The 24639-nt window shown below is 68.2% G+C and carries 22 protein-coding genes; 12 read left to right on the top strand and 10 right to left on the bottom strand.

Features of this window, described 5'->3' with window-relative positions; translation table 11 throughout:
* Positions 1-19: 19 nt before the first annotated feature.
* The 3 genes from ACNA0R_RS22900 to hpnC are packed head-to-tail and all read right to left on the bottom strand — an operon-like array spanning position 20 to position 3148.
* Positions 20-1456: a hydroxysqualene dehydroxylase gene (locus tag ACNA0R_RS22900; protein WP_415828373.1), complete on the bottom strand. Its 1437-nt coding sequence runs from the start codon at positions 1454-1456 to the stop codon at positions 20-22.
* Positions 1453-2316 (bottom strand): presqualene diphosphate synthase HpnD, encoded by an 864-nt coding sequence (hpnD, locus tag ACNA0R_RS22895; RefSeq protein WP_415828372.1) that lies wholly within the window; start codon positions 2314-2316, stop codon positions 1453-1455. Before hpnD ends, ACNA0R_RS22900 begins: the two co-directional genes overlap by 4 nt.
* A gap of 1 nt (position 2317) precedes the next feature.
* Complete coding sequence (hpnC, locus tag ACNA0R_RS22890; protein ID WP_415828454.1) at positions 2318-3148, bottom strand: squalene synthase HpnC; 831 nt, start codon at positions 3146-3148, stop codon at positions 2318-2320.
* A 155-nt stretch (positions 3149-3303) separates the two neighbouring features.
* Between hpnC and alr the strand changes: the two genes are divergently transcribed.
* Entirely contained in the window at positions 3304-4449 is a 1146-nt protein-coding gene (gene alr / locus ACNA0R_RS22885) for an alanine racemase (protein WP_415828371.1), read from the top strand.
* A 7-nt stretch (positions 4450-4456) separates the two neighbouring features.
* Here alr and ACNA0R_RS22880 read toward each other — a convergent pair whose 3' ends face one another.
* Positions 4457-5455, bottom strand: a complete 999-nt coding sequence (locus ACNA0R_RS22880; RefSeq protein WP_415828370.1) for a Bug family tripartite tricarboxylate transporter substrate binding protein — start codon at positions 5453-5455, stop codon at positions 4457-4459.
* 187 nt (positions 5456-5642) lie between these two features.
* On the opposite strand from ACNA0R_RS22880, the gene ACNA0R_RS22875 reads away from it, so the two are divergent.
* The 6 genes from ACNA0R_RS22875 to ACNA0R_RS22850 all read left to right on the top strand — a co-directional run bounded on the left by ACNA0R_RS22875 (position 5643) and on the right by ACNA0R_RS22850 (position 13715).
* Positions 5643-6863 carry a CaiB/BaiF CoA transferase family protein gene (locus ACNA0R_RS22875; RefSeq protein WP_415828369.1) on the top strand — a complete coding sequence of 407 codons (1221 nt, stop codon included), beginning with the start codon at positions 5643-5645 and terminating at the stop codon, positions 6861-6863.
* A gap of 28 nt (positions 6864-6891) precedes the next feature.
* Complete coding sequence (locus ACNA0R_RS22870) at positions 6892-7689, top strand: enoyl-CoA hydratase/isomerase family protein (RefSeq protein ID WP_415828368.1); 798 nt, start codon at positions 6892-6894, stop codon at positions 7687-7689.
* Between the two features lie 80 nt (positions 7690-7769).
* Positions 7770-9047, top strand: coding sequence for a CaiB/BaiF CoA transferase family protein (locus ACNA0R_RS22865; protein WP_415828367.1), 1278 nt, complete (start codon positions 7770-7772; stop codon positions 9045-9047).
* Positions 9048-9055: 8 nt separating this feature from the next.
* Positions 9056-11596, top strand: a complete 2541-nt coding sequence (locus ACNA0R_RS22860; RefSeq protein WP_415828366.1) for an acyl-CoA dehydrogenase — start codon at positions 9056-9058, stop codon at positions 11594-11596.
* A 123-nt stretch (positions 11597-11719) separates the two neighbouring features.
* Positions 11720-12697, top strand: a complete 978-nt coding sequence (locus ACNA0R_RS22855; protein ID WP_415828365.1) for a Bug family tripartite tricarboxylate transporter substrate binding protein — start codon at positions 11720-11722, stop codon at positions 12695-12697.
* Positions 12698-12752: 55 nt separating this feature from the next.
* Entirely contained in the window at positions 12753-13715 is a 963-nt protein-coding gene (locus tag ACNA0R_RS22850) for a LysR family transcriptional regulator (protein WP_415828364.1), read from the top strand.
* A 26-nt stretch (positions 13716-13741) separates the two neighbouring features.
* Here the strand turns inward: ACNA0R_RS22850 and ACNA0R_RS22845 are convergent, their stop codons facing one another.
* The 6 genes from ACNA0R_RS22845 to ACNA0R_RS22820 all read right to left on the bottom strand — a co-directional run bounded on the left by ACNA0R_RS22845 (position 13742) and on the right by ACNA0R_RS22820 (position 18868).
* A complete protein-coding gene (locus ACNA0R_RS22845; protein WP_415828363.1) occupies positions 13742-14698 on the bottom strand; it encodes an amidohydrolase family protein in 957 nt (318 codons plus the stop codon).
* Positions 14695-15390 carry a carboxymuconolactone decarboxylase family protein gene (locus tag ACNA0R_RS22840; protein WP_415828362.1) on the bottom strand — a complete coding sequence of 232 codons (696 nt, stop codon included), beginning with the start codon at positions 15388-15390 and terminating at the stop codon, positions 14695-14697. Before ACNA0R_RS22840 ends, ACNA0R_RS22845 begins: the two co-directional genes overlap by 4 nt.
* 25 nt (positions 15391-15415) lie before the next feature.
* Positions 15416-16033, bottom strand: coding sequence for a glutathione S-transferase family protein (locus ACNA0R_RS22835; RefSeq protein WP_415828361.1), 618 nt, complete (start codon positions 16031-16033; stop codon positions 15416-15418).
* A gap of 18 nt (positions 16034-16051) precedes the next feature.
* Complete coding sequence (locus ACNA0R_RS22830) at positions 16052-16696, bottom strand: flavin reductase family protein (protein WP_415828360.1); 645 nt, start codon at positions 16694-16696, stop codon at positions 16052-16054.
* A 70-nt stretch (positions 16697-16766) separates the two neighbouring features.
* A complete protein-coding gene (locus ACNA0R_RS22825; protein ID WP_415828359.1) occupies positions 16767-17753 on the bottom strand; it encodes a tripartite tricarboxylate transporter substrate binding protein in 987 nt (328 codons plus the stop codon).
* A 158-nt stretch (positions 17754-17911) separates the two neighbouring features.
* Positions 17912-18868 carry a LysR substrate-binding domain-containing protein gene (locus ACNA0R_RS22820; protein ID WP_415828358.1) on the bottom strand — a complete coding sequence of 319 codons (957 nt, stop codon included), beginning with the start codon at positions 18866-18868 and terminating at the stop codon, positions 17912-17914.
* Positions 18869-19180: 312 nt separating this feature from the next.
* Between ACNA0R_RS22820 and ACNA0R_RS22815 the strand changes: the two genes are divergently transcribed.
* From ACNA0R_RS22815 to ACNA0R_RS22795, 5 genes are all read left to right on the top strand, one after another.
* Entirely contained in the window at positions 19181-20395 is a 1215-nt protein-coding gene (locus tag ACNA0R_RS22815; protein WP_415828357.1) for an alpha-hydroxy acid oxidase, read from the top strand.
* Between the two features lie 37 nt (positions 20396-20432).
* On the top strand, positions 20433-21437 hold the full coding sequence (locus tag ACNA0R_RS22810; RefSeq protein ID WP_415828356.1) for a tripartite tricarboxylate transporter substrate binding protein: 1005 nt from the start codon (positions 20433-20435) through the stop codon (positions 21435-21437).
* Positions 21438-21577: 140 nt separating this feature from the next.
* On the top strand, positions 21578-22294 hold the full coding sequence (locus ACNA0R_RS22805) for an SDR family oxidoreductase (protein ID WP_415828355.1): 717 nt from the start codon (positions 21578-21580) through the stop codon (positions 22292-22294).
* A gap of 179 nt (positions 22295-22473) precedes the next feature.
* On the top strand, positions 22474-23844 hold the full coding sequence (gene radA / locus ACNA0R_RS22800) for a DNA repair protein RadA (protein WP_415828354.1): 1371 nt from the start codon (positions 22474-22476) through the stop codon (positions 23842-23844).
* 318 nt (positions 23845-24162) lie between these two features.
* On the top strand, positions 24163-24369 hold the full coding sequence (locus ACNA0R_RS22795) for a hypothetical protein (protein WP_415828353.1): 207 nt from the start codon (positions 24163-24165) through the stop codon (positions 24367-24369).
* Positions 24370-24639 lie beyond the last annotated feature (270 nt).

The raw sequence follows: 24639 nt of genomic DNA, 5'->3' as shown, positions 1-24639 counted from the left end.
TGGGGATCGAACGTATGGCTCAGCCGCGCCGCTGCTCCAGAATGGCCGCCGCCGCCGCGAGGCCGCTGCGGACGGCGCCTTCGAGCACACCGGGGTAGCCGGTGTCGGTCCAGTCGCCGGCCAGGGCCAGGGTGGGCCACACCGTATGTTGCGCGGGGCGCCGCAGGCCGGGCACCGCCAGGAAGGTGGCGCGCTTGTCGATGAGCAGGGCGGAGGCCGCCACCGCCGGCATGGGCGGCAGGCCGGCGCGCGAGGCTTGTTCGCGCACCTGGGCGAGCAGGGCGCCGATGGCCGTGGCTCGGTCCTGGCCGGCCATCGCCATGGCCGCGCTGACGACGATGGTGATGTCGGCGCCCGCGCGCCCTGCTGCGTTCGCGGTCCGCGGCGCGCCCGCGCCCTTGGGCGCGTCGGTAGTCGGCGGCGCGTCCGCGCCCTGAAGCGCGGCGAGGGATAGCGCACCGGTCTGGTCGCGCCCCAGCAATGCGGTCCGGTCGAAGATCCACTGCCCGTGGTAGCCGCGCGCAGGCTCGTCGGCCAGCATCATCATGGGATAGGGCAAAGGCCAGGGCGCCCGCAGCTTCAGGTTCAGGGTGGCGATGGGCGCATGCGGCAGGTCATCCAGCTCCGCGGCCAGTTCACGCGCCGGTCCGGCCCCGAGCAGGCGAGCGGCCGATTGCGGCGGCACCGTGATCACCGCCGCGTCATAGCGCTCGCCGTCTATCGAGATACCGTCGGTCCCGGGCGCGACCGCGCGCACGGCATGGCCGTAGCGCATCCGGCAGCCGGCAGCCGCGGCATCGGGCCACAGCGCTGACAGGTCCGTGCGCGGCAGCAGCAGATCCGTGGCCGGGCGCGGGCCGCCAAGGCTATCGCGCAATACACGTGCGTAAAGCTGCGCGCAGGCCTGTTCCACAGGCGTGTTGAGCGCGGCCAGGCACAGCGGTTCCCAGAGCAGCCGCACGGCGCCGCGCGGCTGGCCATGGCGCCGCATCAGGCCGCCCACGGTTTCGCCGGCCGGCACCTGCCAGTTCGCATTCCGCAAGCCACGCATCAGCCGCAGGCTGGCCAGGCGATCGCGCCAGGACAGCCCACGCGCGCGCAGGAGCGCCACGGCGGCATGCCATGGCGCCGGCAGGCGCGGGGCGGCCAGGCGGAAGGCGCCATCCAGGGAGGCCATGCATAGCGGCAGGCGCAGGAACAGGGCCTCCGGATCGCGGCCCAGGCGGCGCATCAGCGCCAGCGTGTCGGTATAGGCGCCCAGCAGGATGTGCTGGCCGTTGTCCAGCGGGCCGTCGAAGGCGGCCGCGCCCTCATCGTGTGGCGGATGCGGCACGCGCCGCGCGCGTCCCCCCGGGGTATGCCCGCTTTCATAGACGGTGACGTCGGCGCCGGCCTCGCGCAGCGCCGTGGCCGCGGCCAGGCCCGCCCAGCCCGCGCCGACGACCGCGGCTTTCATCGCGACAACCGGCGCACCAGCCCGCGGCCGCCACCCACCCAGGTGCGCCAGGCCAGCAGCAGTTTGCGCAGCGGCGTCAGGGAAATCCGCTGGTGCAGTACCTGCCAATCGTCGCGTTCGATCTCGTCCAGCAGGGCGTGATAGATCGCCGCCATCATCAGCCCGGGCCGCTGCGCGCGGCGGTCGGCTTCGGGCAGCGCCGACATGGCTTCCTTGTACAGCGTGCGGGTGCGCTCCGCCTGGAAGGCCATCAAGGCGCTGAAGTTGGGGGAATACCGGCCATTCAGGATATCCGCCGCCTTGACCTCGAACCGCTGCAAATCGTCGATGGGCAGATAGATGCGCCCACGCCGGGCATCGTCGCCGACGTCGCGGATGATGTTGGTCATCTGGAAGGCCAGGCCCAGCTTTTCGGCATAGACCAGCGTGGAGGGATCGGTGTAGCCGAAGATGGACGCCGACATCTCGCCGATGACGCCTGCCACATGCCAGCAGTACTTGCGCAGTCCCGGCCAGTCCAGGTAGCGCGTCTGGTCCAGGTCCATTTCCATGCCGTCGACCACCGCCAGCATGCGGTCGCGCGGTATGCCGTAGACCTGCAGATGCGGTTGCAGCGCGCGCGTCACCGGGTGCTCCGGCGCGCCGCCGTACAGGCGATCGATTTCGGTGCGCCACCATGCCAGCTTGATGCGCGCCACGGAAGCGTCGCTGGCTTCGTCGACCACGTCGTCCACTTCGCGGCCGAAGGCATACAGCGCCGTGATCGCGCGCCGCCGTTCGGGCGGCAGGAAGAGAAAAGCGTAGTAGAAGCTGGAGCCGCTCTTGGCGGCCTTGTCCTGGCAGTATTCGTCGGGAGTCATGTCAGCTGAAAGCGCGCCACATCATGACGCCCCAATCCCTTGCACCCAATTCCGGGCGATTCATGAACACGTCGTAGCGCGCGCGCTCGATGCGTTCCAGTATACGCAGTCCACCCTGCACCACGAGGCGCAGCTCCAGGCCGATGCGGCCGGGCAGCCGGCGGGCCAGGGGAGCGCCGGAGTGTAACAGCGCCCGCGTGCGGCCGGTCATGTCGCGCATCAGCGATTCCCAGGCCGGCGTCAGCCGGCAGGTGGCGATGTCCTCTTCCGTCACGCCATGCCGGCGCAGCGCATCCTGCGGCAGATAGACGCGGTCCTTGCGCCAGTCGATGTGCACGTCCTGCCAGAAATTCACCAACTGCAGGCCCGTGCAGATGGCGTCGGCGTCGCGCACATTGTCCGCGTCGGCGGCGCCGTACAGATGCAGCATGAGCCGGCCGACCGGATTGGCCGAGCGCGCGCAGTAGTCCAGCAGCGCGGCGTCGTCGGCGTAGCGCTTGACGCGCACGTCCTGCTCGAAGGCGGACAGCAGGTCGTAGAACGGCGTGATGGGCAACTGGTGGCTGGCGATGGTCGCCGCCAGCGGATCGAAGATCGCGGCCAGTCCGGGATCGGCCACGGGACGCGCGCCGGGTTTGCCCTGCGCGATGCGGTGCAGTTCCGCGCGATACGCTTCCAGCTGCGCCAGGCGCCGCGCATCGTCGGCGCTGCCTTCATCGGCGATGTCGTCGGCGCTGCGCGCGAAGCGGTAGATGTCGCGCACCGGCGCGCGCAAGCGGCGCGGCAGCAGCAGCGAAGCGACGGGAAAGTTCTCGTAGTGATCGACGGCCATAGCGGCGGGTGAGTGGGCCCTGTCCATGCAATCGCGCATTTTATCGTTCGGACGGGCGTTGATCGCCCATGCGGTGACGTGGCCCGCGCCCGCGCCGCGCGGCGCATGCGGGCGGGATCGATCGGGTAGACTTATCGGGCCTCAGGATAGCCGCAATGCCACGACCGATTTCCGTCACTATTTCCGTTTCCGCGCTCGCGCACAACCTTGCCGTCGTCCGCCATCACCTGCGGCAGGCGGCCGCGGCGGCGGCCAACACGGACGGAGCGCCCGCGACGGCACCGTCCATCTGGGCGGTGATCAAGGCGCATGCCTATGGCCATGGCACCGCGCAGGGCGTGCAGGGATTCGCCAAGGCGGACGGGCTTGCCATGCTGGATCTGGCCGAAGCCATCGAATGCCGCGAGTCTGGCTGGACCGGTCCCATCCTGCTGCTGGAAGGTTGTTTCGAGCCGGCGGACCTGGACTACGCCGACCGCTATCGTCTGACCTCCGTCGTGCACAGCGCCGAACAGCTGGACATGCTGGCGCGCGCGCGGCCGGCGCGGCCGCTGGACGTGTTCGTCAAACTGGATAGCGGCATGCACCGCCTGGGATTCGCGCCCGGCGCCTATGCGGCCGCGCACGCGCGCGCCCTGGAGCTGCACAGCCAGGGCATCGTGGGCACCGTCGGCCGCATGACGCATTTCGCCAACGCGGATGCGCCGGACGGGGTGGCGGAACAGCTCGGCGTGTTCCAGCGGGTCACCGGCGGACTGCCCGGGCCGGTCAGCATCTGCAACTCCGCCGCCACCTTGCGCTATCCGGAAATCGCCCTGGCGCGCCCCGGCATGGCCAGCTGGGTGCGCCCCGGCATCTGCCTGTATGGCGCATCGCCATTCGCCGACGCCAATGCCGCGTCCTTCGGCCTGAAACCCGCGATGTCCCTGCGTTCGCGGATCATCGCGACGCAGGACCTGCAGGCCGGCGACGCCGTCGGTTATGGCGGCCTGTATGTCGCCGATGCGCCCATGCGCATCGGCGTGGTGGCTTGCGGCTACGCCGACGGTTACCCGCGCCATGCCGGCACGGGCACGCCTATCGTGGTGGCCGGCACGCGCACGCGCGTGCTGGGCCGGGTGTCGATGGATATGCTGGCGGTGGATCTGACGCCCGTGCCGCAGGCCGGCGTCGGCGCGCCCGTGTCGCTCTGGGGTGTGGACGGCCCGTCGGTGGACGAGGTCGCCCAGGCCGCCGGCACTATAGGCTACGAGTTGCTGTGCGCGCTGGCACAGCGCGTGCCGGTGCGCACGGCGTCCTGATCCTCGTTCAGTCGAGCCGCGCGCCCGAGGTTTCTATCACCTTCTTCCAGCGCGCGGCTTCCGCATCGATCAGTGCCGCCATGGCCTGCGGCGTGCTGCTTTCCGGCAGTACGCCGATGTCCATCATGCGCGTGCGCAGCTCGGTCGATTCAAGCACCTTTACGACGGCGGCGTTGAGCTTCGCGATGACGGCGGGCGGCGTGCCGGCGGGTGCGGTCAGATAGTTGACGGGGGCGGCATCGAAGCCGGGCAGGTCCCTGGCGATCGGCGGGACGCCGGGCAGCATGGGCAGCGCGGCCGGCGTCGTGACGCCCAGCGCTTTCACCGTGCCGGACTGGATATACGGCAGATAGACCGCGACGCTATCCAGCGCGATTTCCACCGTCCCGCCCAGTACGTCGCGCAGGGCGGCGCTCGTGCCGGCATACGGCACGTGATCGATCTCCACGCCCGCCATGGCCTTGAACAGCTCGCCAGCGAGGTGGCTGCTCGAACCGATGCCGGCGCTGGCGAAGCGCACCTCGTGCGGATGCGCGGCGGCGTACCGGACCAGTTCGCTTACCGTGGACACCGGCAGGCGCTTGCCTACGATCAGCACCGCCGGCACCACCGCCAGCTTGGATACCGGGACCAGGTCCTTGCGCGGGTCGTAGGGCAGGCTCTTCATCAGATAGGGGTTGGTGATCTGCGGGCCCGGCGTGGTGTAAAGCATGGTGTAGCCGTCCGGCACGGCGCGCGCGACCTGCGTCGCGCCCAGCGTGCCGCCGGCGCCCGGCTTGTTTTCCACGATGACGGGTTGTCCCAGTACCTTCCCCAGTGGTTCGGCGATCATGCGGGCGGTCAGGTCCGCGCCGCCGCCGGGCGTGAACGGGACGATCATGCGCAATGGATGGTTGGGAAAGCCGGTGGCCGCGTCGCTGGCCGCGGTGGCGGCCGGCGCCGCAGCCGCGGCGGCCAAGAGCGAAACGCCGATCATGGCCGTCCGCAGGGATGCGAGTGTTTTCATGTTGTCTCCGCCGTCCGTGTTATTCGTCGTTATTCGTCGTTACTGGCTTGGGCCTAGCCGCGACGATACCGGCTTGCGCCGTCGTGCGCTGTAGCGCCACGCACATATCAGCTTTGCGGTCCCAGGCAGTACCCGGCCTGGCCCCCGTTTCCTAGACTGGCCCCCATTGAGATAGAGGGGGTAGGCCTTGCAGCCGCTGTTATCGAATATCAAGGTGCTGGACTTGAGCCGCGTCCTGGCCGGCCCGTGGGCCAGCCAGATCCTGGCGGACCTGGGCGCCGACGTCATCAAGGTGGAGCGCCCGGGCCGCGGCGACGATACCCGTTCCTGGGGGCCGCCCTTCCTGAAAGACCAGGCCGGCCAGGATACGGCCGATGGCGCGTATTTCGTCGCCACCAATCGCGGCAAGCGCTCCATCACGCTGGATCTGCAGACCGCCGAAGGACAGGAGCTGGTCAAGACCCTGTGCCGCGACGTCGACGTGGTGCTGGAGAACTACAAGGTCGGCACGCTGGCGCGCCTGGGCTTGGACTACGCGGCGCTGTCGAAGATCAACCCTCGGCTGGTGTATTGCTCCGTGACCGGCTTCGGCCAGACCGGTCCGCGCGCGGCCGAGCCGGCCTACGACTTTCTGATCCAGGCCATGGGCGGCCTGATGAGCGTGACCGGCGAGCGCGACGACAAGCCCGGCGGCGGTCCGCAGAAAGTAGGCGTGCCCATCGTCGACCTGAGCACCGGCGTCTATGCGGCCCTGGGCATCGTCGCGGCGCTGCTGCGCCGCACCCAGACGGGACAGGGCGAATACGTCGACGTGGCCATGCTGGACGTCCAGGTGGGGCTGCTGGCGAACCAGGCGATGAATTTCCTGCTGGGCAAGCGGGTACCGCGCCGCACCGGCACCGCCCATCCCAATATCCAGCCGCAGCGGACGTTTCATTGCGCCGATGGCGACATCGTCGTCGTGGCGGGCAACGATGCGCAATTCGTCGCGCTCTGCGAAGTGATAGGGCAGCCGGCGCTGGCGCGCGACGAGCGCTATGCCACCAATGGCCAGCGCGTCAGGAACCAGGCCACCCTGGATCCCTTGCTGGACGCCATCTTCGCGGCGCGGCCGCGCGCGTACTGGCTGGACAGCCTGAAAAGAGCGGGCGTGCCGGCGGGCTCCATCAATTCCGTGCCGGAGGTATTCGACGACCCGCAGGTCGTGCATCGCGCCATGCTGCGCCATCTGCCGCACCCGGTGGCGGGATCCGTGCCCCAGGTCATGAATCCGCTGCGCTTCGGCGGCGCGGAATTGCGCGTGGACCGCGCGCCGCCGCTGCTGGGCGAGCATACCGACGAAGTGCTGCGCGAGCTGGGCCTGGATGCCGCGCGCATCCAGGCGCTGCGCGAACGCAAGGTGATCTGAGCGCTACATCGAACACGCAGGAATACAAATGAACATGCCTGTAGCCTTGACCGGTCCTTATGAGGCCCTGGAAGTGACCGTGGATGACGGCGTGGCCGTCGTCCTGCTGGCCAACCCGCCGGTGAACGCGCTATCGACAGCGATGATGAACGAGCTGTCCTGGGTGCTGGATCGCATCTCCGAAACGCCGGAGGTTCGCGCGGTGTTGTTATCCGGACAAGGCAGGAACTTCTGCGCCGGCGCGGATTTGAAGAATCGCGCCAGCACGATCAAGGGACCTGGCGACCTGCCGCAGCATTCGCGGCGCACGCGCGAGTGCTTCCACGCCATACGCGAATGCGCCAAGCCGGTGGTGTGCGCCATCAACGGCGCGGCGCTGGGCGCGGGACTGGCCATCGTGGCGTCTTGTGACATCCTGATCGCCGCCTCGACCGCCACCGTGGGCCTGCCGGAAATCAACGTGGGACTGCTGGGAGGCGGCCGGCACGGGATGCGGCTGTTCGGCCATTCCCGCTTGCGTCGCATGATGCTGACGGGTCTGCGCGTCGATGGCGACGAACTCTACCGGCTGGGCGTGGTCGAGGCCGCGGTGCCTGCCGAAGCCTTGATGGACGAGGCGATGGCGCTGGCGCGCGAATTGGCGTCCAAGAGTCCGCTGGCGTCGGTGCTGGCCAAGCAGACGCTGAATGCGATCGAGGACATGAGCCTGCGCGATGGCTACCGTTACGAACAGGATATGACCGCGGCGATCGCCCGCACCGAGGACGCACAGGAGGCGCGCCGCGCTTTCCTGGAAAAACGGCCGCCGGTGTTCAAGGGGCGTTAGCTGGCGCGTTTGCCGCGGCATGCGGACGAGAAAGCTGACCAGGCCGGTCACCCGGCCGGAAAAGCTGAAAAGGAGACATCATGAAGGGTGCGCTCGATGGCGTGAAAGTGCTGGACCTGAGCCGCGTATTCTCGGGTCCCTGGGCGGGACAGATGCTGGCCGACTTCGGCGCCGACGTCATCAAGGTCGAACGCCCCGGCCGTGGCGACGATGTGCGCCATCAGGGCTATCCCATGCCGGTCGACGGATCCGGCTTGGCCGCCACGGAGCCGGCTGGATCGGCCGCGCCCCGGCCGGAGACGTCCGCGCCGCCGCGCGAGACATCGTCGTTCGTGGCGATGAACCGCGGCAAGCGGTCCCTGACTATCGACATCGCGCATCCGCGCGGCCAGGAACTGGTGCGCCGCCTGGCGCGCAAGGCCGACATCGTGATCGAGAACTTCAAGGCCAACGATCTGCGGCGCTACGGCCTGGACTACGAATCGCTGGCCGCGCTGAACCCGCGGCTGGTGTATTGCTCCATCACCGGCTTCGGCCAGGACGGCCCTTACAGCCACCTGCCGGGCTATGACCCGATCTTCCAGTCCATGAGCGGCCTGATGAGCGTGACCGGTGTTCCGGATGGCGAACCCGGCGCCGGGCCGGTAAAGGTGGGCTATTCGGTATCGGACCTGACCGCCGGTTTCTATGCGGTCTGCGCCATTCTGGCCGCCTTGCGCCATCGCGACCAGGTGTCGGGCCGGGGCCAGCACATCGACCTGGCGCTGCTGGACGCACAGATCGCCGCGATGTCCCACATCGGGATGAACTACCTGGCCAGCGGCCGGCAGCCGCCGCGCACGGGCACGGCCTCGGCCATCACCGCGCCTTTCCGTGCCTTTGCCTGCAAGGATGGGCATTTGATGGTGGCCGTGGGCAACGACACCCAGTTCCAGGCCTTTTGCCTGGCGATAGGCCTGCCTGACCTGGGGCGGGACCCGCGCTTCGCCACCAATCCCTTGCGGGCGGCGGCGCAGGCGGAGCTCTCGGCCCTGATAGCGCCGGCGATGCGCGAACGCACGGTCGCCGACTGGAACGCCGCGCTGGGGCAGGCCAAAGTACCTTGCGGTCCGATCTACACCCTGGACCAGGTGTTCGAAGACCCGCAGGTCAGGCATCGCCAGGTGCTGGGGCGCATGACGCATCCGCGTCTCGGCAGCATGCCTTACATCCGCAATCCCATCCGGTTTTCCGGCACGCCCGTCCAGGAAGGATTGCCGCCGCCCATGCTGGGAGAGCACACGCAATCCGTTCTCGCCGGCGAACTCGGCATGAGCGATAGCGAGATCGCGGATCTGCGGGCGGAGGGCGTCATATGAATCCCGATATGAATCCACCCGATGCCGCGTTGATCGAAGAGGTCCGCGACAGCGCGCGCGACTTCCTGCGCCGGCGCGACCAGCGACAGCGCAAGCGCGCCGCGGTTGTGCAGGACCGGGAGTACTGGCGCGAGATCGCCGAGGTCGGCTGGCTGGGCATGAGCGTGCCCGAAGCGCAAGGTGGACTGGGGCTGGGCTGGCATGCCATGGCGGCGGTCATGGAAGAAGCCGGGCGCGTCCAGCTGCCCGAGCCGCTGCTGGGCGCCGCTGTGTTGCCGGCGGCGCTGCTCATGCGGCTGGCGCGGAGTGAGCGCGACGAGGCCGGCCAAGGCGAAGGCAAGCAGGGCGGCGAAGGCGAGGGCGGAGGCCGGAGCGGCGCGAACGAGAACGGCGACGGCGTCGAAGGCCCGGCGGCATGCCGACGTTTGCTGCTCGACATCTGCGGCGGCACGCGCATCGTGGCGCTGGCCTGGCAGGAAACCGACGGCCAGATGGAGGCCGGCGAGAGCGCCGGCGCGTTCGGCGTCAGCGTAACCGTGCGCGAAGGCGCCTGTGTCCTCAATGGCGAGAAGCGCCACGTCATCCCCGGCGAGGGCGTCGATGGCTGGCTGGTATCCGCCGATGGCGAACAGGGCCCCATGTTGTTCTACGTGGCCGCCGCCACGCCCGGCGTCATCGCCAAACCGTATATGCGGGCCGACGGCACACGCGCCTGCCATCTGGCATTCGAGGCCGCCGTCGTGCCGGCGGACGCCCTGCTCGCAAGACGCGAGGACCTGCTCGACGCCATCGATACCGCGCTGGACATCGGCCGCCTGATGCAATCCGCGGAGATGGTCGGCGCGGCGCGGCAGGTGCTGGCCGACACGGTCGACTACCTCAACACCCGCCAGCAGTTCGGCAGGCCCCTGGCTTCGTTCCAGGGCTTGCAGCACCGGGTGGTGGATGCGGCCACGCAAGTGGAACTGGCGGCCGCCAGCCTGCGAGCGGCGCTCAAGGATCTGCCGGCGGCGCCCAGGGATCTGCCGGTCGCCGACAAGACCGCGGCGCGCGCGGCGGCCAGCCGGGTCAAGGCCCGCGCCGCGCGCGCCGGCATCGAGGCCGCGCGCCTGGCGGTGCAATTGCACGGCGCCATCGGCTATACCGATGAGTGCGACATCAGCCTGTATTTACGCAGCGCATTGCATCAGGCGGCCTGGCTGGGCAACGCCACCGCGCACCGGCAGCGCTACGGCGCGCTCATGCCGTCGCCGCGGGACGGCGACGAATACGCGCCCGCCGCGCCGATGCGGCTGCCGCACCCGCCCACCCATGCGGGCCAACGGCAGGCGCCGGATGAAACCATGGGCCGCTCGACGGCCGTGGTCGGACAGCCGCCCGGTGCGAGCGCCGCGGAGGAATTCCCGCGCGATGCCGACTGGAACGCTATGCCCGAGGCCGACTTTCGGGCCATGCTGCGGCGCTTTTTCCGCGCGCACTATCCGGACCACCTCCGCCACGTGCCGCGCCGTCTGCACTGGGAGGAAATCAAGGATTGGTATTTCACCCTGGCGCGCCAGGGCTGGATCGCGCCATCGTGGCCGCGCGAGTACGGCGGCATGGCGCTGTCGCCGGCCCGACTGATCGCCTATATAGAGGAAGCCGAACGCTATGGCGTGGCGCGCGCGCCCGACCAGGGGCTGGTCATGCTGGGGCCTATCCTGTTCCGCCACGGCACCCAGGCCCAACGCGACCGTTTCCTGCCCGGCATCCTGTCCGGCCAGGACGTATGGGCGCAGGGCTATTCGGAGCCCGACGCCGGCTCCGATCTGGCGGCGCTACGCTGCGCGGCCATCGTCGACGGCGACGAACTGGTCGTGACCGGCCAGAAGACCTGGTCCACGCTGGCGCAGGACGCCACCCACATGTTCATGCTGGTAAGGACCGATAACACCGTGAAGAAGCAGGCGGGCATCAGCTTCCTGCTGGTCGATCTGCGCAGCCCCGGCATCACCCGCAGGCCGATTCGCACGCTGGCGGGCCACGAGGAGTTCTGCGAAGTGTTCTTCGACCAGGTGCGCGTGCCGCGCGCCAACCTGGTAGGGGAATTGAACGGCGGCTGGGGCATCGCCAAGGAGCTGCTCGGCTTCGAACGCCTGTTCAGCGGCAGTCCCAAGCACGCGAACCATGCCTTGCAGCAAATCCATGGCCGCGCGCGGCAACGCGGGCTGCTGGGCGACGCGGCCTTTCACGATCGCCTGACGGAACTGCGGCTGGATGCCGCCGACCTGACCGCCATGTACGAGGTGTTCGCCGACATGGCGCGCGCCGGCCAGCCGCTGCCTCCGCAACTGTCGCTGCTGAAGATATGGGCAACCGAAACACACGAGCGCCTGGGCGCCTTGCTGATACAGGCCGCCGATGAATACGGCGGCGCCGCGCTGGACGACGGCGAAGGCCACGCGCTGGCGCCCTACGTCAACGCGCTGGCGGCCACCATCTTCAGCGGCACCAACGAGATCCAGCGCAATATCTACGCCAAACATGTATTGGGCATGCAGGGCGCTTGAAGACGCCTAAAGGACGCTTGAAGGACGCGCCGTGGCGCGTCACCGCGGGGAAACCATGAGCGATGAAGTCATGGCCCCTGCATCCATAAATCCAAAGCCCGCAGGGCACAAGGAGACAAGTCCATGAAGAAACGCCGTGCCTTGCTGGCGGCCGCGCTGGCCCTGGCCGCGCTGCCCGCTCCGGCCGCCTACGCCGCCGGTTCGGGCGCCTGGCCCAGCCAGCCCATACGCCTGATCGTGCCGTACCCGCCCGGCGGTTCGGTCGACAACCTGGCGCGCCTGCTGGCGCCCACGCTGGGCCAGAAACTGGGCCAGCCCGTCGTCGTGGAGAACAAGGCGGGCGCTTCCGGGACCATAGGCGTGGACGCGACCGTGCGCGCCACGCCGGACGGCAGCACCTTCGGCTTCGGCGTACCGGGCGCCATCTCCGGATTGCCGCACATCATGAAGGTGCCCTACGACGTGGCCGCCATCCAGTATGTGTCCCTGGTCGCGCGCATCCCGGTCGTCTTCGTCGTCAACCCGGCGATACGGGAAACGACCTTGCCGGCTTTCATCGCCGCCGCGAAAAAAGAGCCCGGCAAGTACAACTACGGATCGGCGGGCAACCTCACCACGCCGCATCTGGCCGGCGAGCTGCTCAAACAGCAGGCCGGCATCCAGATCATGCATGTCCCGTACAAGGGCGCGGCGCCCGCCGCGACGGCGCTGTTGTCCAATGAAGTCCAGATGTTCCCCGCCGACGCCTCGGCGGTGCTGCCCTTCATCAAGGCCGGCAAAATGCGCGCCCTGGCGGTGGGCAGCGCCGACCGTTTCGTCGGCCTGCCTGACGTGCCCACCACCAGGGAACTGGGCCTGCCCGGCGTGGAGGTCGAATCCAACTACGGCGTCATCGCGCCCACCGGAACCCCCGCCGCCATCGTCGACCGGATGGCCGAGGCCATCGCGCAGTCGCTGCGCGATCCGGCGCTGCGCGAAAAAATCATCGAACAAGGCGCGGTGCCGCAGGCCACTACGCCTGACGAGTATCGCCGGCTGATGGAATCGGAATCGCGCAAGTGGGGCGATGTGATACGGCGTGGAAAGCTGGGACTGCAGTAACCCGAACCGCGCGGCTGCCGTATAGTGTGTGCGCCTATTCCTTCCGACAGCCACCATGCCCACCCCCAAAGCCGCGGGACCCAGCCTGGATCTGACCGCCGATCTGCATAAATGGCGCGCCTTTGTCGCCATCGCCGAACTAGGCAGCATTACCCGCGCCGCGCTGCATCTGGATCAGGACCAATCGGTGCTTAGCCGCCGCATCAACGCGCTGGAACGCGAATGCAATGCGCGCTTGTTCAACCGCACCGGACGCGGCGTGCACCTGTCCGAAGTCGGCGAGCGCCTGTTCCCGCTGGTGCGGGTGTTGCTCGAAGACGCCGAGCGCCTGGAGCTGGAAGTCAACGGGCAGGCGCGTGAACCGGCTGGCGAAGTCCGGCTGGGACTGTTGCCTTCCACCGCCCACCCGCTGATCCGCCGGCTGTTCTCGCGGCTGCGCGAGCAGTATCCCAAGGTCCATTTGCGGATATTCGAAGGATCGAGCGGCCAGATAGAAGAATGGCTCACCGATAGCCGCGTGGATATCGCCATCCTGTATCGCTATGGGGAGAAGTGTCCGCCGGGCGAGACGGCGCTGGCCTATGTCGAGTCTTATCTGGTCGGCGCGGCCGGCGATGCGCGCACCAGCGCGGGCGAAATCTCCTTTGATGGATTGGATGGCTTGCCGTTCATTCTGCCCGGCGCGCCCAATGGCCTGCGCAATACGCTGGATGGGCTCGCGCGCGCTCGCAAGATCACCATCGCGCCCTTGATCGAAGCCGATTCCCTGCCCTTGATGAAATCCATCGTGGAGCACGAAAACATGTACACGGTGCTGCCGCTGCATGCCGTCTGGCAGGAGGTCCACGAAGGACGCCTGAGCGTGGCCGCGCTGCGCGACCCGGCGTTGGGACGCATCATTTCGATGGCGTATTCGCGCAGCAAGGGACCCGGCCGCACCGTCATGGAAGTCGCCGCGCAGATCGAAGCGCTGGCCCGGGAGATCGGCGGCGAAGGGGTCTGGCACGTCAGTGCCTGACGACAGCCGCCGCCGCGGGTGAACGATCAACCGCCCGGAAAACCGTACAGCCGGGCCGGATTGTCCACCCAGACTTTCCGGCGCAGGGCATCGCTACCCAACCAGTCCCACGCCAGGTCCAGCAAGGCATCCGCCGCGGGCGCCTTGTCCCCCATGCGCACATAGGGCCAATCGGATCCCCACAGCACCTGATCGGGATTGGCGGCGACGAAGGCGTCATGCAGATACCGCGCGTCGGCGTAGTCCGGTGCCTTGCCGACACGGCACAGCGTCAGCTTCATCCAGAGGGCGCCGTCCGCGAGCAGCCCTCGCATCAGCTGGAATACCGCGTCTTGCGGGCCGCGCGCCGGCACCAGGCTGCCGAGATGGTCGATGACCAGCGTCAACCCCAGCCGCGCCAGCGCCGGCAGATGGCGCGCGTACACATCGCAAGGAGCCCACAACTGCGCGTGCAGCCCATGCTGTTTCATGCGCGGCGCCAGCGCGGCGATCTGGTCGAAGCCGACGCTGCCCGGGAACAGCCGTCCCGCCGGATCGCGCGCCTCGACGAAACGCAGCGCCCGCACGCCGCCGTCGTGCCAGGCTTGCAACTGGGCATCGCCGACGTCTGGATCGGCCACCGCCACGCCGCGCAGGCGGTCTCCGCCCAGTCGCAATGCATCGAGCAGGGCTACCGGATCGGTGCCGTAGGGCGCGGGCTGCACCAGCACGCCGCGTCGCGCGCCCAGCGTATCCAGCATCGCCAGATAGCGCTCGGCCGGAGCGTCAGGCGCGGCGTATGAGGACGGGTGCCGCAGCGGGAAGCGGTCATAGGGGCCGAACACATGACAATGCGCGTCGCAGGCGTCCGGCATGAGCGCGCGGCGCGGCCGTCCCGGCATGCGGGGCGTTTCCGTGGCGGCGGGAATATAGGGAACGGCCTGGCTGGCCGGAACCGGCGTTCCGTCGGCGTCCCCGGTACGCGGCGGCGTCGCGCGGCTCATCGTCCGTTCCTGCCGGATGGTTGTGACGATGGGGATGGTGGGGCTGAGCCGGGCGATTGCGGTGACGGTTGTGATTGCGGCGCCCTCAGCGCCTGAGACAGTCGCGGCAGGCGGCTCAGCGCCGGCTGGCCGGCTTCGGTCGGCACCTGCAATGGATCGGGCGCATCATCCGGCATGGGGATCTCATGTGCGTTCAGCGTCATGGACACCATCGTGTAGTAGCCGATGACGGCCGTCAGCTCCACCACGCCGGTTACTCCCCAATGTTCGATCGCCCGCGCGTACAGCGCCGGCGCGACCTGTCCGGTTTCCTGCAACTGGCGCGCATACTCGTAGACGACTTCGTCGGCGGGCATGTCGAAGTCCGGCAGGCGTCCATCGCGGATTGCCCCCAGCACGGCGGGGGGGATGCCGGCGTCGGCGGCGGCCTGGGCATGGATGTGCCATTCGATCTGGCTGTTCCATCGTCTTGCCGTCACCACGATGGCCAGCTCGCTGACCCGCGGCGGCAGGCTGGTGCCGAAGCGCAGCAAGGCGCCCAGCGCCTGCCAGCGGTCCGCCAGCTCGGGGTTGTGCAAGGCGGCCCGCAGCGGACCGACCAGACGGCCGCGCGGACCCGAGACGATGCGGTCGTAGACCTGACGCTGGGCCGCGGTCATTGTTTCGGGCGTGGGGAATGGAATACGGCTCATGTGATGTCCTTGGGGGTTATCCGTGTCAAGCCGCCGCGTCGTCCGGCGCCGTGCGCGCCACCGACGGACGCGCGCAGAATTCGCGGTGCCACGCCGCCAGCGCGGGATGCCCGTCGCGCCAGGGCAGATCGGCGAAGCGGTAGTCCAGATAGGACAAGGCGCAACCGATGGCGATCAGGCCCAGGTCGAAACGGGTGGCCCGCAGCGCGGGCGCTTCCCGTTCCAGCGCGGCCAGTGCCGCATTGAGCTTCAACGCGAAGGCGTCCAGCCATGCCGGCGTCTGTCGTTCGGGCGGCTTGTTGCGTTCCTGGCGGAACAGCAGCAGCATGTCCAGCAGCCCATCGCCCAGGGCCTGGCGCCGCTCGGCGGTCAGCCGTCCCGGGGCGTCGGCCGGCACCAGGCCGGCGCCGGCCAGCTCATTCAGATAGGCGCAAATGACGCGCGAATCGTAGATCGCGGTGCCGTCGTCAAGCACCAACGTAGGCAGCTTGATGAGCGGGTTGTCGCGCACCAGCTCCAGATTGGGCTTGTCCATCGCCACCGGCGTGCGCACGCAGCGCACGCGATCGTCGATGCCTGCCTCGTACAGCACGATCATGACTTTGCGCACGAAAGGCGAACGCGGCGACCAATGCAACTTCATGTGGATCTCCTGAAACTGTCAGTGCCCCTGGGGCGGCCGTACCGCGGGGTCGCCGGCGGCATCCGGCGCCGGCATCTGGAAAAGATTGTCCGTGTGCGCGTACCAGCCGGCGCCATGCATGCGGCCCAGCAGCCGCAGCGCGGGCGTGTCCACGTAGAACCTGCGCGGGTCCAGCATGGCGTCATCGCGCACGTACATGGCGACGACGCGCGCCAGCACGATGATCCGTTGCGGCGCGGCTTCGAGGACCTGCCACACCCGGCATTCCAACGCCGCCGGGCTTTGCGCGATGCGCGGCGGCTTCACGCGCAGCGACGGCGCGGTGGTCAGGCCCGCCCGTGCCAGTTCGTCGACGTCGGCCACGTAGTCCAGGCTGGTGTGCGCCATCTGCGGTCCGAGACTCGCGGACGCGACGTTGATGACGAACTCGCGCGTGGCCAGGATATTGCGCGAAGTGTCCTTCAATTGGCCGCCGCGCGGTCCCACGCCCAGCGCCACGATGGGCGGGTCGCTGCTCACCACATTGAAGAACGAGAAGGGCGCGGCATTGATCCGGTCTTCCGTCGACTGCGTCACGACCCAGGCGATGGGCCGCGGCACCACCACGCTGGATAGCAGTTTGAATGCATCGGCGGATGCCAGCTCGCTGAAGTCGAAGTTCATCGGGTTCCCCGCCCGGCGTGCCGGTGCACCGGCCTGTGCCGGCGCGCAAGCGATCGGGCCAATAAGAATCTCATTTCGCCAGCAGGCCCAGCCGGCCCAGCAGCGCGCGCATGTCGGCGCGGTCCTTCTCCACATAGGCCTGCGCCTGGGCGGGCGTCAGGGCCATCAATTCCACTGCCTGTTCCTCCATCACGCGCCGGTAGTCGGAATCCTCGTTCACGGCGCGGACCGCATCGCTCAAGCGCTGCACGATGGCCGGGGGCGTGCCGGCGGGCGCGGCCAGGCTGTACCACGTTGCCGCCCGGGCGCCGTGCACGCCGGCTTCGTCCAGGGTCGGCACCTGCGGCAGCAGCGGCGAACGCCGGTCGGCGGCATAGGCCAGCGGAAGCAGGCGGCCCTGGCGTATGAAGGGCAGGCTGGCCGACAGATTCAGCATCACCATGTCCAGCTGCCCGCCGACGGCGTCATTGACCGCGGGCGAGGCGCCGGGGTAGGGGATATGGTTCAGTTGGATATGCGCCGCCTGCTGGAAGAGCTCGGCGCCCAGATGCGTGGCGCCGCCCACCCCGGCCGAGCCGTAGCTGAGCTTGCCCGGCGCGGCCTGGGCGCGCGCGATCAGCTCCGCGACGGTCCTGATACCGCGCGTTGGGTTGACGGCCAGCATGATGGGCTGCACGGCGACCACGGATGCGAAGGCGAAGTCGCGCACGCCGTCGTAAGGGGTTTTCTGCATCAGTGGGGTGACCACGTGGCCGGCGGAGGTGCCGAGCAGCAGGGTATAGCCGTCGGGTTTGGCGCGGGCGACGTAGCCCGTGCCTATCGACGCGCCGCCGCCGGGCTTGCTTTCCACCACCACGGGCTGGCCCAGGCGTTTTTCCAGTCCGCGCGCCAGGCTGCGGGCCACGATGTCGGCGGGTCCGCCGGCGGCATAGGGATTGACCAGGGTAATGGCGTGGGCGGGATAGCTGTCAGCCGCGCCCGCCGCATCGGCGGGTGCCGGCCTCGCGATGGCCAGGCCGATCGCCGCCAGCAGCGCCAGCGCAGAAGCTGTTCGCAAGTTGCCTCCATTGTTTTTGTTGTCTTGATGGACGGCATGGTAGGCGGCGGCGCCAGGGCAAGCTATGCCAGGGTTGGCAAATCAGGTATGCAGGCGGCCGGCGCGGCGCGCCGGCACGGTGGCGCCCGCACCCGCAAGGCAAGCAGGGACGGCGAGGCCTACAGCATGATGGCGCCGTGCCAGACGCCATCCCGCACCAGTTGCCTGGCCAGCTGCACCAGGATCACCCGGGTCGCCAGCGCGGACGGCGACAGCTCATCGTCGGAAAAACTGGCCAGCAGGCAACGCCGCCGCATCGACGTATCCTCGATCTGTATCGCGCGCAGCAGTTGGTCGTCGGCCATGGCTTGGCCGTCCGGCGCCAGCATGGACAGCACGGCCCCCGGCTGGACGGTCGCGCCCAATCCCGCCCGCACCGCCCGCATCAGGCTATGGGCGCCGTCGATCTCCAGCACTACGTTGGGGCTGCGTTTCACCGCGTTGAAGCTGGCCGTCAGCAGATCCCGCAAGGCGTGGCTGTTGCCCGGCATGATCAAGGGCAGGTCGCCGATCTGGTTCACCCTGACGCTTTTGGCCTCGGCCAGCGTGGGCGGTAGTCCGGCGAGGTCCTGCCGGGTCACCACGAACAGCCTTTCGTCCACCAGCGGCGTTACGCTCCAGCGCTTGGGATCGTGCGCCTCGAAAAGCAGCGCCAGGTCCAGCTGGCGGGAATTCAGCAGCGCGGCCAGATGCGCGGTCAATCCCTCGACGATCCGGACGCGCACCGCGGGATAGCGTTCCCGCATGGCCGACAACAGCGGCACCGTCAGGACGGCGGCGGTGGTGGTGGCCATGCCTATGCTGACCTGGCCGGAAAACCTGCCCTGGCGGGCTACCGCGGCGGCGGTGTCCACCTGCCGCAGGATGACCTGCGCCTGGTGCCAGAAGTCCAGGCCGGCTTCGGTCGGGAAAACGCCGGTCGAGCGGCGCTGCAGCAGCCGGGTCGCCAGTTCGCTTTCGAGCTGGCTGATCTGCTGGCTGAGCGTGGAGGTGGCGATACCCAGCTCCACCGCCGCCCGTCCCATGCTGCTGAGCTCGACCACGCGAACGAAGGATCGAAGTTGTCTGAGTTCCATGGATTGTGATGGCTCGTCGGCCCATGCGGGAGGTTACCGGCGGCCTGCCGGAGCGGCCTTCCCGGGCTGCCCGCCGGGGCCAGCCGTCCGCGACGCTCGGGCGGCGAAAGCATAGCATTCGGTTGTCTCCCATTCGTTTGCGCCTAACAGCCGTTTGGCCGGGCCGAATGCGGTTTCCGGGCGAAGCCGGCACACTAGCCGGCCTAGAGACAAATACAAAAAAAGGCATTGGCGCCAGCCTTTGTCCGGAGACCCCACGCACTGGCTGCGAGGCGCTCGCGGCCATCGGGACCGCGCCAGGCCGGCACATCGATGGCATCGCAGACCAGACCCAGGGCCCTGAAGCGCATTTTTTCGCTGGACGATTTCCAAAGGCAGGCCCGCCGTCGCCTGCCACGCGCCGTCTATGAATATGTGGCCGGCGGTACCGAAGACACGCACACGCTGCGGGAAAACCGCGCGGTGTTCGAGGAATACCTGCTGGTGACCCGCGTGATGCGCGACGTCTCCCGGCGATCCGTCGCCACCACGCTATTCGGCGAGCAATGGTCGGCTCCGTTCGGCATCTGTCCCATGGGCCTGTCGGCGCTGGCGGCCTACCGCGGCGACGTCGCCCTGGCGCGGGCCGCGCGGGCTTTCCATATCCCCATGATCGTCAGCGGCACGTCGACCATACGCATGGAGGACGTCATCGCCGCCAATCCGGATGCCTGGTTCCAGGCCTATCTGCCCGGCGATATCGAACGCACGACACCGCTGCTGCAGCGCATACAGGCGGCGGGCTACCGGAATCTGGTCCTGACTTTCGATACCTTCATCGGCGCCAGCCGGGAAAACCAGGTGCGCGCCGGCTTCACCACGCCCCTGCGGCCCAGTCTGTCGCTGGCCTGGGACGGGCTGTCGCATCCCGGCTGGCTGATGAAGGTCTTTCTGCGCACGCTGCTGCGCACCGGCATGCCGCACTTCGAGAATTCCTTCGCGACCCGCGGCGCGCCGATTATCTCGGCGACGGCGATACGCGACCACGCCCCCAAGGACCATATGGATTGGGAGCGCTTTTCCCTGATCCGTGCATCCTGGCGCGGCAAGCTGATCGTCAAGGGCCTGCTGCACCCCGAGGATTGCCGCATCGCGCGCGATCGCGGCGCCGACGGCATTATCGTGTCCAACCATGGCGGGCGCCAGCTGGACGGTAGCCCGTCGTCGGTGCGCATGCTGCCCGCCGTGATCGCCGCGCTGGAAAGCTCGGGCCCGCGCATACCCGTCATGGTCGACGGCGGCTTTCGCCGCGGCACGGACGTCGTCAAGGCGCTGGCGCTGGGCGCGGACTTCGTCTTCGTCGGCCGGCCGTTCAATTTCGCCAATGTGGTCGCCGGCGAGGCCGGGGTGCAGCATGCCGCCCGGCTGCTGCGCGACGAAGTCTTCCGCGCCCTGGGCATGATCGGATATAACGCCATCGCCGAACTCGCGCACGCGCGAGCGGATGGCGTAATGCTTGCCGCCGGGCGGGCGGCAAGTCCCCCCTGAACACCACAACAACACATTACACATGGAGACGTCGCACATGAAGTTCCGTTTTCCCCTCAAGCGCCTGTCACTCAAGACCGCGTGGTTCGGCTGTTCGCTGCTGGCGGCGAGCGCGGCCGCGACGGCGCAATCCACGCCCGCCGACAAGTACCCCGACCATCCCATCAAGCTGGTGGTCGGCTATGCGCCCGGCGGCGGCAACGACGTCGCGGCGCGACTGCTGGCCAAGGAGCTGGCGTCCATCCTGCATGGCTCCATCGTGGTGGAAAACCGGCCCGGCGCCGGCACCAATATCGGCGCTTCCTACGTCGCCCGCTCGGCGCCGGACGGCTATACCTTGTCGCTGTCCTCGACGGCGCTGGCGATCAACGTCACGCTTTACAAGAAGCTCGACTATGACGCGGTGAAGGACTTCGAGCCGGTGGCGATTTTTGCCGAGGCGCCCAATCTGCTGCTGGTCAATCCCAAGCTGCCGGTCAAATCGGTCAGCGACCTGATCGCCTACGGCAAGGCGCATCCGGGCAAGCTGAACTTCTCTTCGGCGGGCAGCGGCAGTACCCAGCATCTGGCGGGCGAACTGTTCAAGAACAAGGGCGGCTTCGACGCCACGCATATTCCTTACAAGGGATCGGCGCCCGCGCTGACGGCCGTGATCAGCGGCGAGGCGGATTTCACCTTCATCAACATTCCCAGCAGCAAGCAATTGATCGAAAGCGGACAGCTCAAGGCGCTGGCGATCACCAGCGCCAAGCGTTTCCCGGCCGTGCCCAACATCCCGACGATGGAGGAAGCCGGCGTAAAGGACATGAACGTGGCGACCTGGTATTCCATCGTCGCGCCCGCCGGCACGCCGCAGCCCATCGTCGACAAACTGAACAAGGCGGTGAACCAGGCCATGGCGCAACCGGAAATGCGCCAGCGGTTCGAGGACCTGGGCATGGCGCCGATGAACGAATCGCCGGCGTTCTTCAAGAAATTCCTGGCCGATGAAATCGCGCGCTGGCGCGTCATCGTCCAGCAATCCCACGCTTCGGTGGATTGACGGCCCGGTGGGCCCCTGCGCGCCGGCATCCCGCCGGCGCCAGATTGCTCCACCCAACTGTTACGAAACCCAAGACAGACGGTCCGGTTGGTGGTCTACTCGGTGCTTTGCGGTAAGCAGGTTGTTGTCGAGGGTAGATCATGAAAGATAAATGCGTGCTCATAACGGGCGCCACCAAGGGAATCGGTTGGGCGTTGACGCGCCGTCTTGCGGATATGGGGTGCCACGTCGTCGGCATCGCCCGCCATACCGGCGACGTCGATTTTCCGGGCTATCTCTATGCCTGTGACCTGTCGGACGCCGGCAAGACGGAAGAAACCCTGCGCGAAATACGCGACAAGTATCCGGTCGACGCGGTGGTCAACAATGTCGGCCTGGTATTGCCCCAGCCGCTGGGATCCATCGAGCTGGCATCGCTGTACAACGTGCTGGATCTGAACGTGCGCGTTGCCGTGCAGGTGGCCCAGGCTTTCGTCGAATCGATGAAGGTGCGGCGCGCCGGCCGCATCGTCAATGTGGTCAGCCGCGCCATCCATGGCGGCTATGACCGCACCAGCTACTCGGCCGCCAAGAGTGCGCTGGTCGGGTGTACCCGCAGCTGGGCGCTGGAGCTGGCCGAATTCGGCATCACCGTCAACGCGGTGTCGCCCGGTCCCATCGAAACCGAGCTGTTCCGCGCCAGCCGGCCGGTCGGCAGCGACGCCGAAAAGCGCATCCTGTCCTCCATCCCTATGAAGCGCGTCGGCGCGCCGGCCGACGTGGCCGCGGCCATCGCCTTCCTGCTGTCCGACGACGCGGGCTATATCACCGGGCAGGTCCTGGCGGTGGACGGCGGCGGCAGCATCGCCGGACGCTGAGCGCATAGGCCATCGCCCGGGCCATCGCGCCCGGCCGTGGCGCCTGACCGTCCAGCGTGGCCGTCCGGCGCGGCCGTCCGATGTGACTGTCCTGTAGGCCGCCCTGTATGACCGTCCTGTGTGACGGATAGCGGCCCCGCGCCGCGGCCATCCACCCGCCATGCCGGTACACTGCCGGCATGGCCAAATCCCGAACCGTCTACGTCTGCGCCGAATGCGGCGGCACCAGCCCGAAATGGCAGGGCAAGTGTCCGCATTGCGGCGCCTGGAACACCCTGGAAGAAACGCTGGAATCCGCCGCCCCCGCGGCGGCCGCTTCGCATCGCTATGCGCCCTTGGCGGCGTCCAGCCCGGTGCGCAGCCTGGCTGAAATCGAAGCGCGCGAGGTCCCGCGCCAACCCACCGGACTGGAAGAGTTCGACCGTGTGCTGGGTGGCGGCCTGGTGGCGGGCGCCGTCGTGCTGATAGGCGGCGATCCCGGCATAGGCAAGTCGACCTTGCTGCTGCAGGCCCTGGCATCGCTGTCCGAAACCGCCAACGTGCTGTATGTCACGGGCGAAGAGTCGGCCGAACAGGTGGCGTTGCGCGCGCGGCGCCTGGGCCTGAATACCGGCAACGTCAATCTGTTGGCGGAAATCCGCCTGGAAGCCATCCAGGCCGCGGTCACCGAGCAGAAGCCGGCGGTGGCCGTGATCGACTCCATACAGACGCTATACAGCGGCGAACTTACCGCCGCGCCAGGCTCGGTATCGCAGGTGCGAGAATGCGCCGCGCAATTGACGCGGCTGGCCAAGCAGACCGGCATCGCCATCGTGATGATCGGCCACGTCACCAAGGATGGCGCGCTGGCCGGGCCTCGGGTGCTGGAACACATCGTCGACACGGTGCTGTACTTCGAAGGCGATACGCATTCGTCCTTCCGCCTGGTGCGCGCCTTCAAGAACCGTTTCGGCGCGGTCAATGAACTTGGCGTATTCGCGATGACCGATCGCGGTCTGCGCGGCGTGGCCAATCCCTCGGCGCTGTTCCTGTCGCAGCACGATCGCCAGGTGGCGGGCTCCTGCGTGATGGCGACGCAGGAAGGAACGCGGCCCTTGCTGGTGGAAATCCAGGCGCTGGTCGATGGCGTGCAAGGCTCCAATCCACGGCGCCTGACGGTGGGCCTGGAAAGCAATCGCCTGGCGATGCTGCTGGCGGTGCTGCACCGGCATGCCGGCGTGGTCACCTCGGACCAGGACGTCTTCGTCAATGCCGTCGGCGGCGTGCGCATTACCGAGCCGGCCGCGGACCTGCCGGTATTGCTTTCCATCATCTCTTCGCTACGCGACCGGCCCTTGCCGCGCGGTCTGGTCGCCTTCGGCGAAGTCGGCCTGGCCGGCGAAATCCGGCCCGCGCCGCGCGGGCAGGAACGCCTGCGCGAAGCGGCCAAGCTGGGCTTCAGCGTCGCGCTGATACCCAAGGCCAACGCGCCGCGCCAGCCGATCGAAGGCCTGGAGGTATGGGCCGTCGATCGCCTGGAGAACGCGCTGGATAGATTGAAGAACGCGTGATGGCCTTCATGCGCGTCGGATCAGGCATGCGTCATTACGCGCGGGATCACGGCGATCGCGTTTCGTTCGATCGCACGGCCGCGCGATCCATGCATTCGAGCATGTCGGTTTAAGCAGGCAGACGGCATCCTGAAAGCAGTTCGAAGGAAAATGCGCCGAACTGCCGGGGACTATGTCTAAATCGCAGATCATGCAATTTTTTTTGCCTGTCGTGAAACCTTCGCGAGGGTGCTTGCTCCAAGGCAGTACGGGGATCACGGCAATCGGCCGTGCCCGTGGGATGAGGCCACGTGGCCTTGCTTAACCTGGAGTTCTTAAATGACCAACCGCTCCCGCGTTGCTGCGTTTTTGTCCGCGTCCGCCCTGTGCCTGGGTCTGACCGCCGCACCGGCAGTTTTCGCTGCCGACGCCGGTACCACCGCCAAGCCGGCAAAGACCACCACCCACAAGCACAAGGCCAAATCCGGCACCAAGGCCAAGAAGTCGGCGACCCCCGCGACGCCGGCAACGCCCGCCGCCAAGTAAGCCCGCGTCTATCTCGGCGCTGTGGCAGTCCCGAGGGCGAAGCTTCCGAGAGGGAGCTTCGCCTTTTTTGCCGTAGGGCCGCCCCAAGGCAAAAAGCCCCCTCGGGGGGCAGCAAGCCGGTTTGCCGGCGCGGCGTGGGGGCGTTTTTGCCGTAGGGCCGCCCCAAGGCAAAAAGCCCCCTCGGGGGGCAGCAAGCCGGTTTACCGGCGCGGCGTGGGGGCTTTCCCTTCCGCAGAACCGCCCCAAAAGCATGGAGGGGTCGTTTTCGCC

Source organism: Bordetella sputigena (genome assembly GCF_965137885.1).
GTDB lineage: Bacteria > Pseudomonadota > Gammaproteobacteria > Burkholderiales > Burkholderiaceae_B > Bordetella_C > Bordetella_C sputigena.
This window is presented reverse-complemented; position numbering and strand designations above follow the sequence as displayed.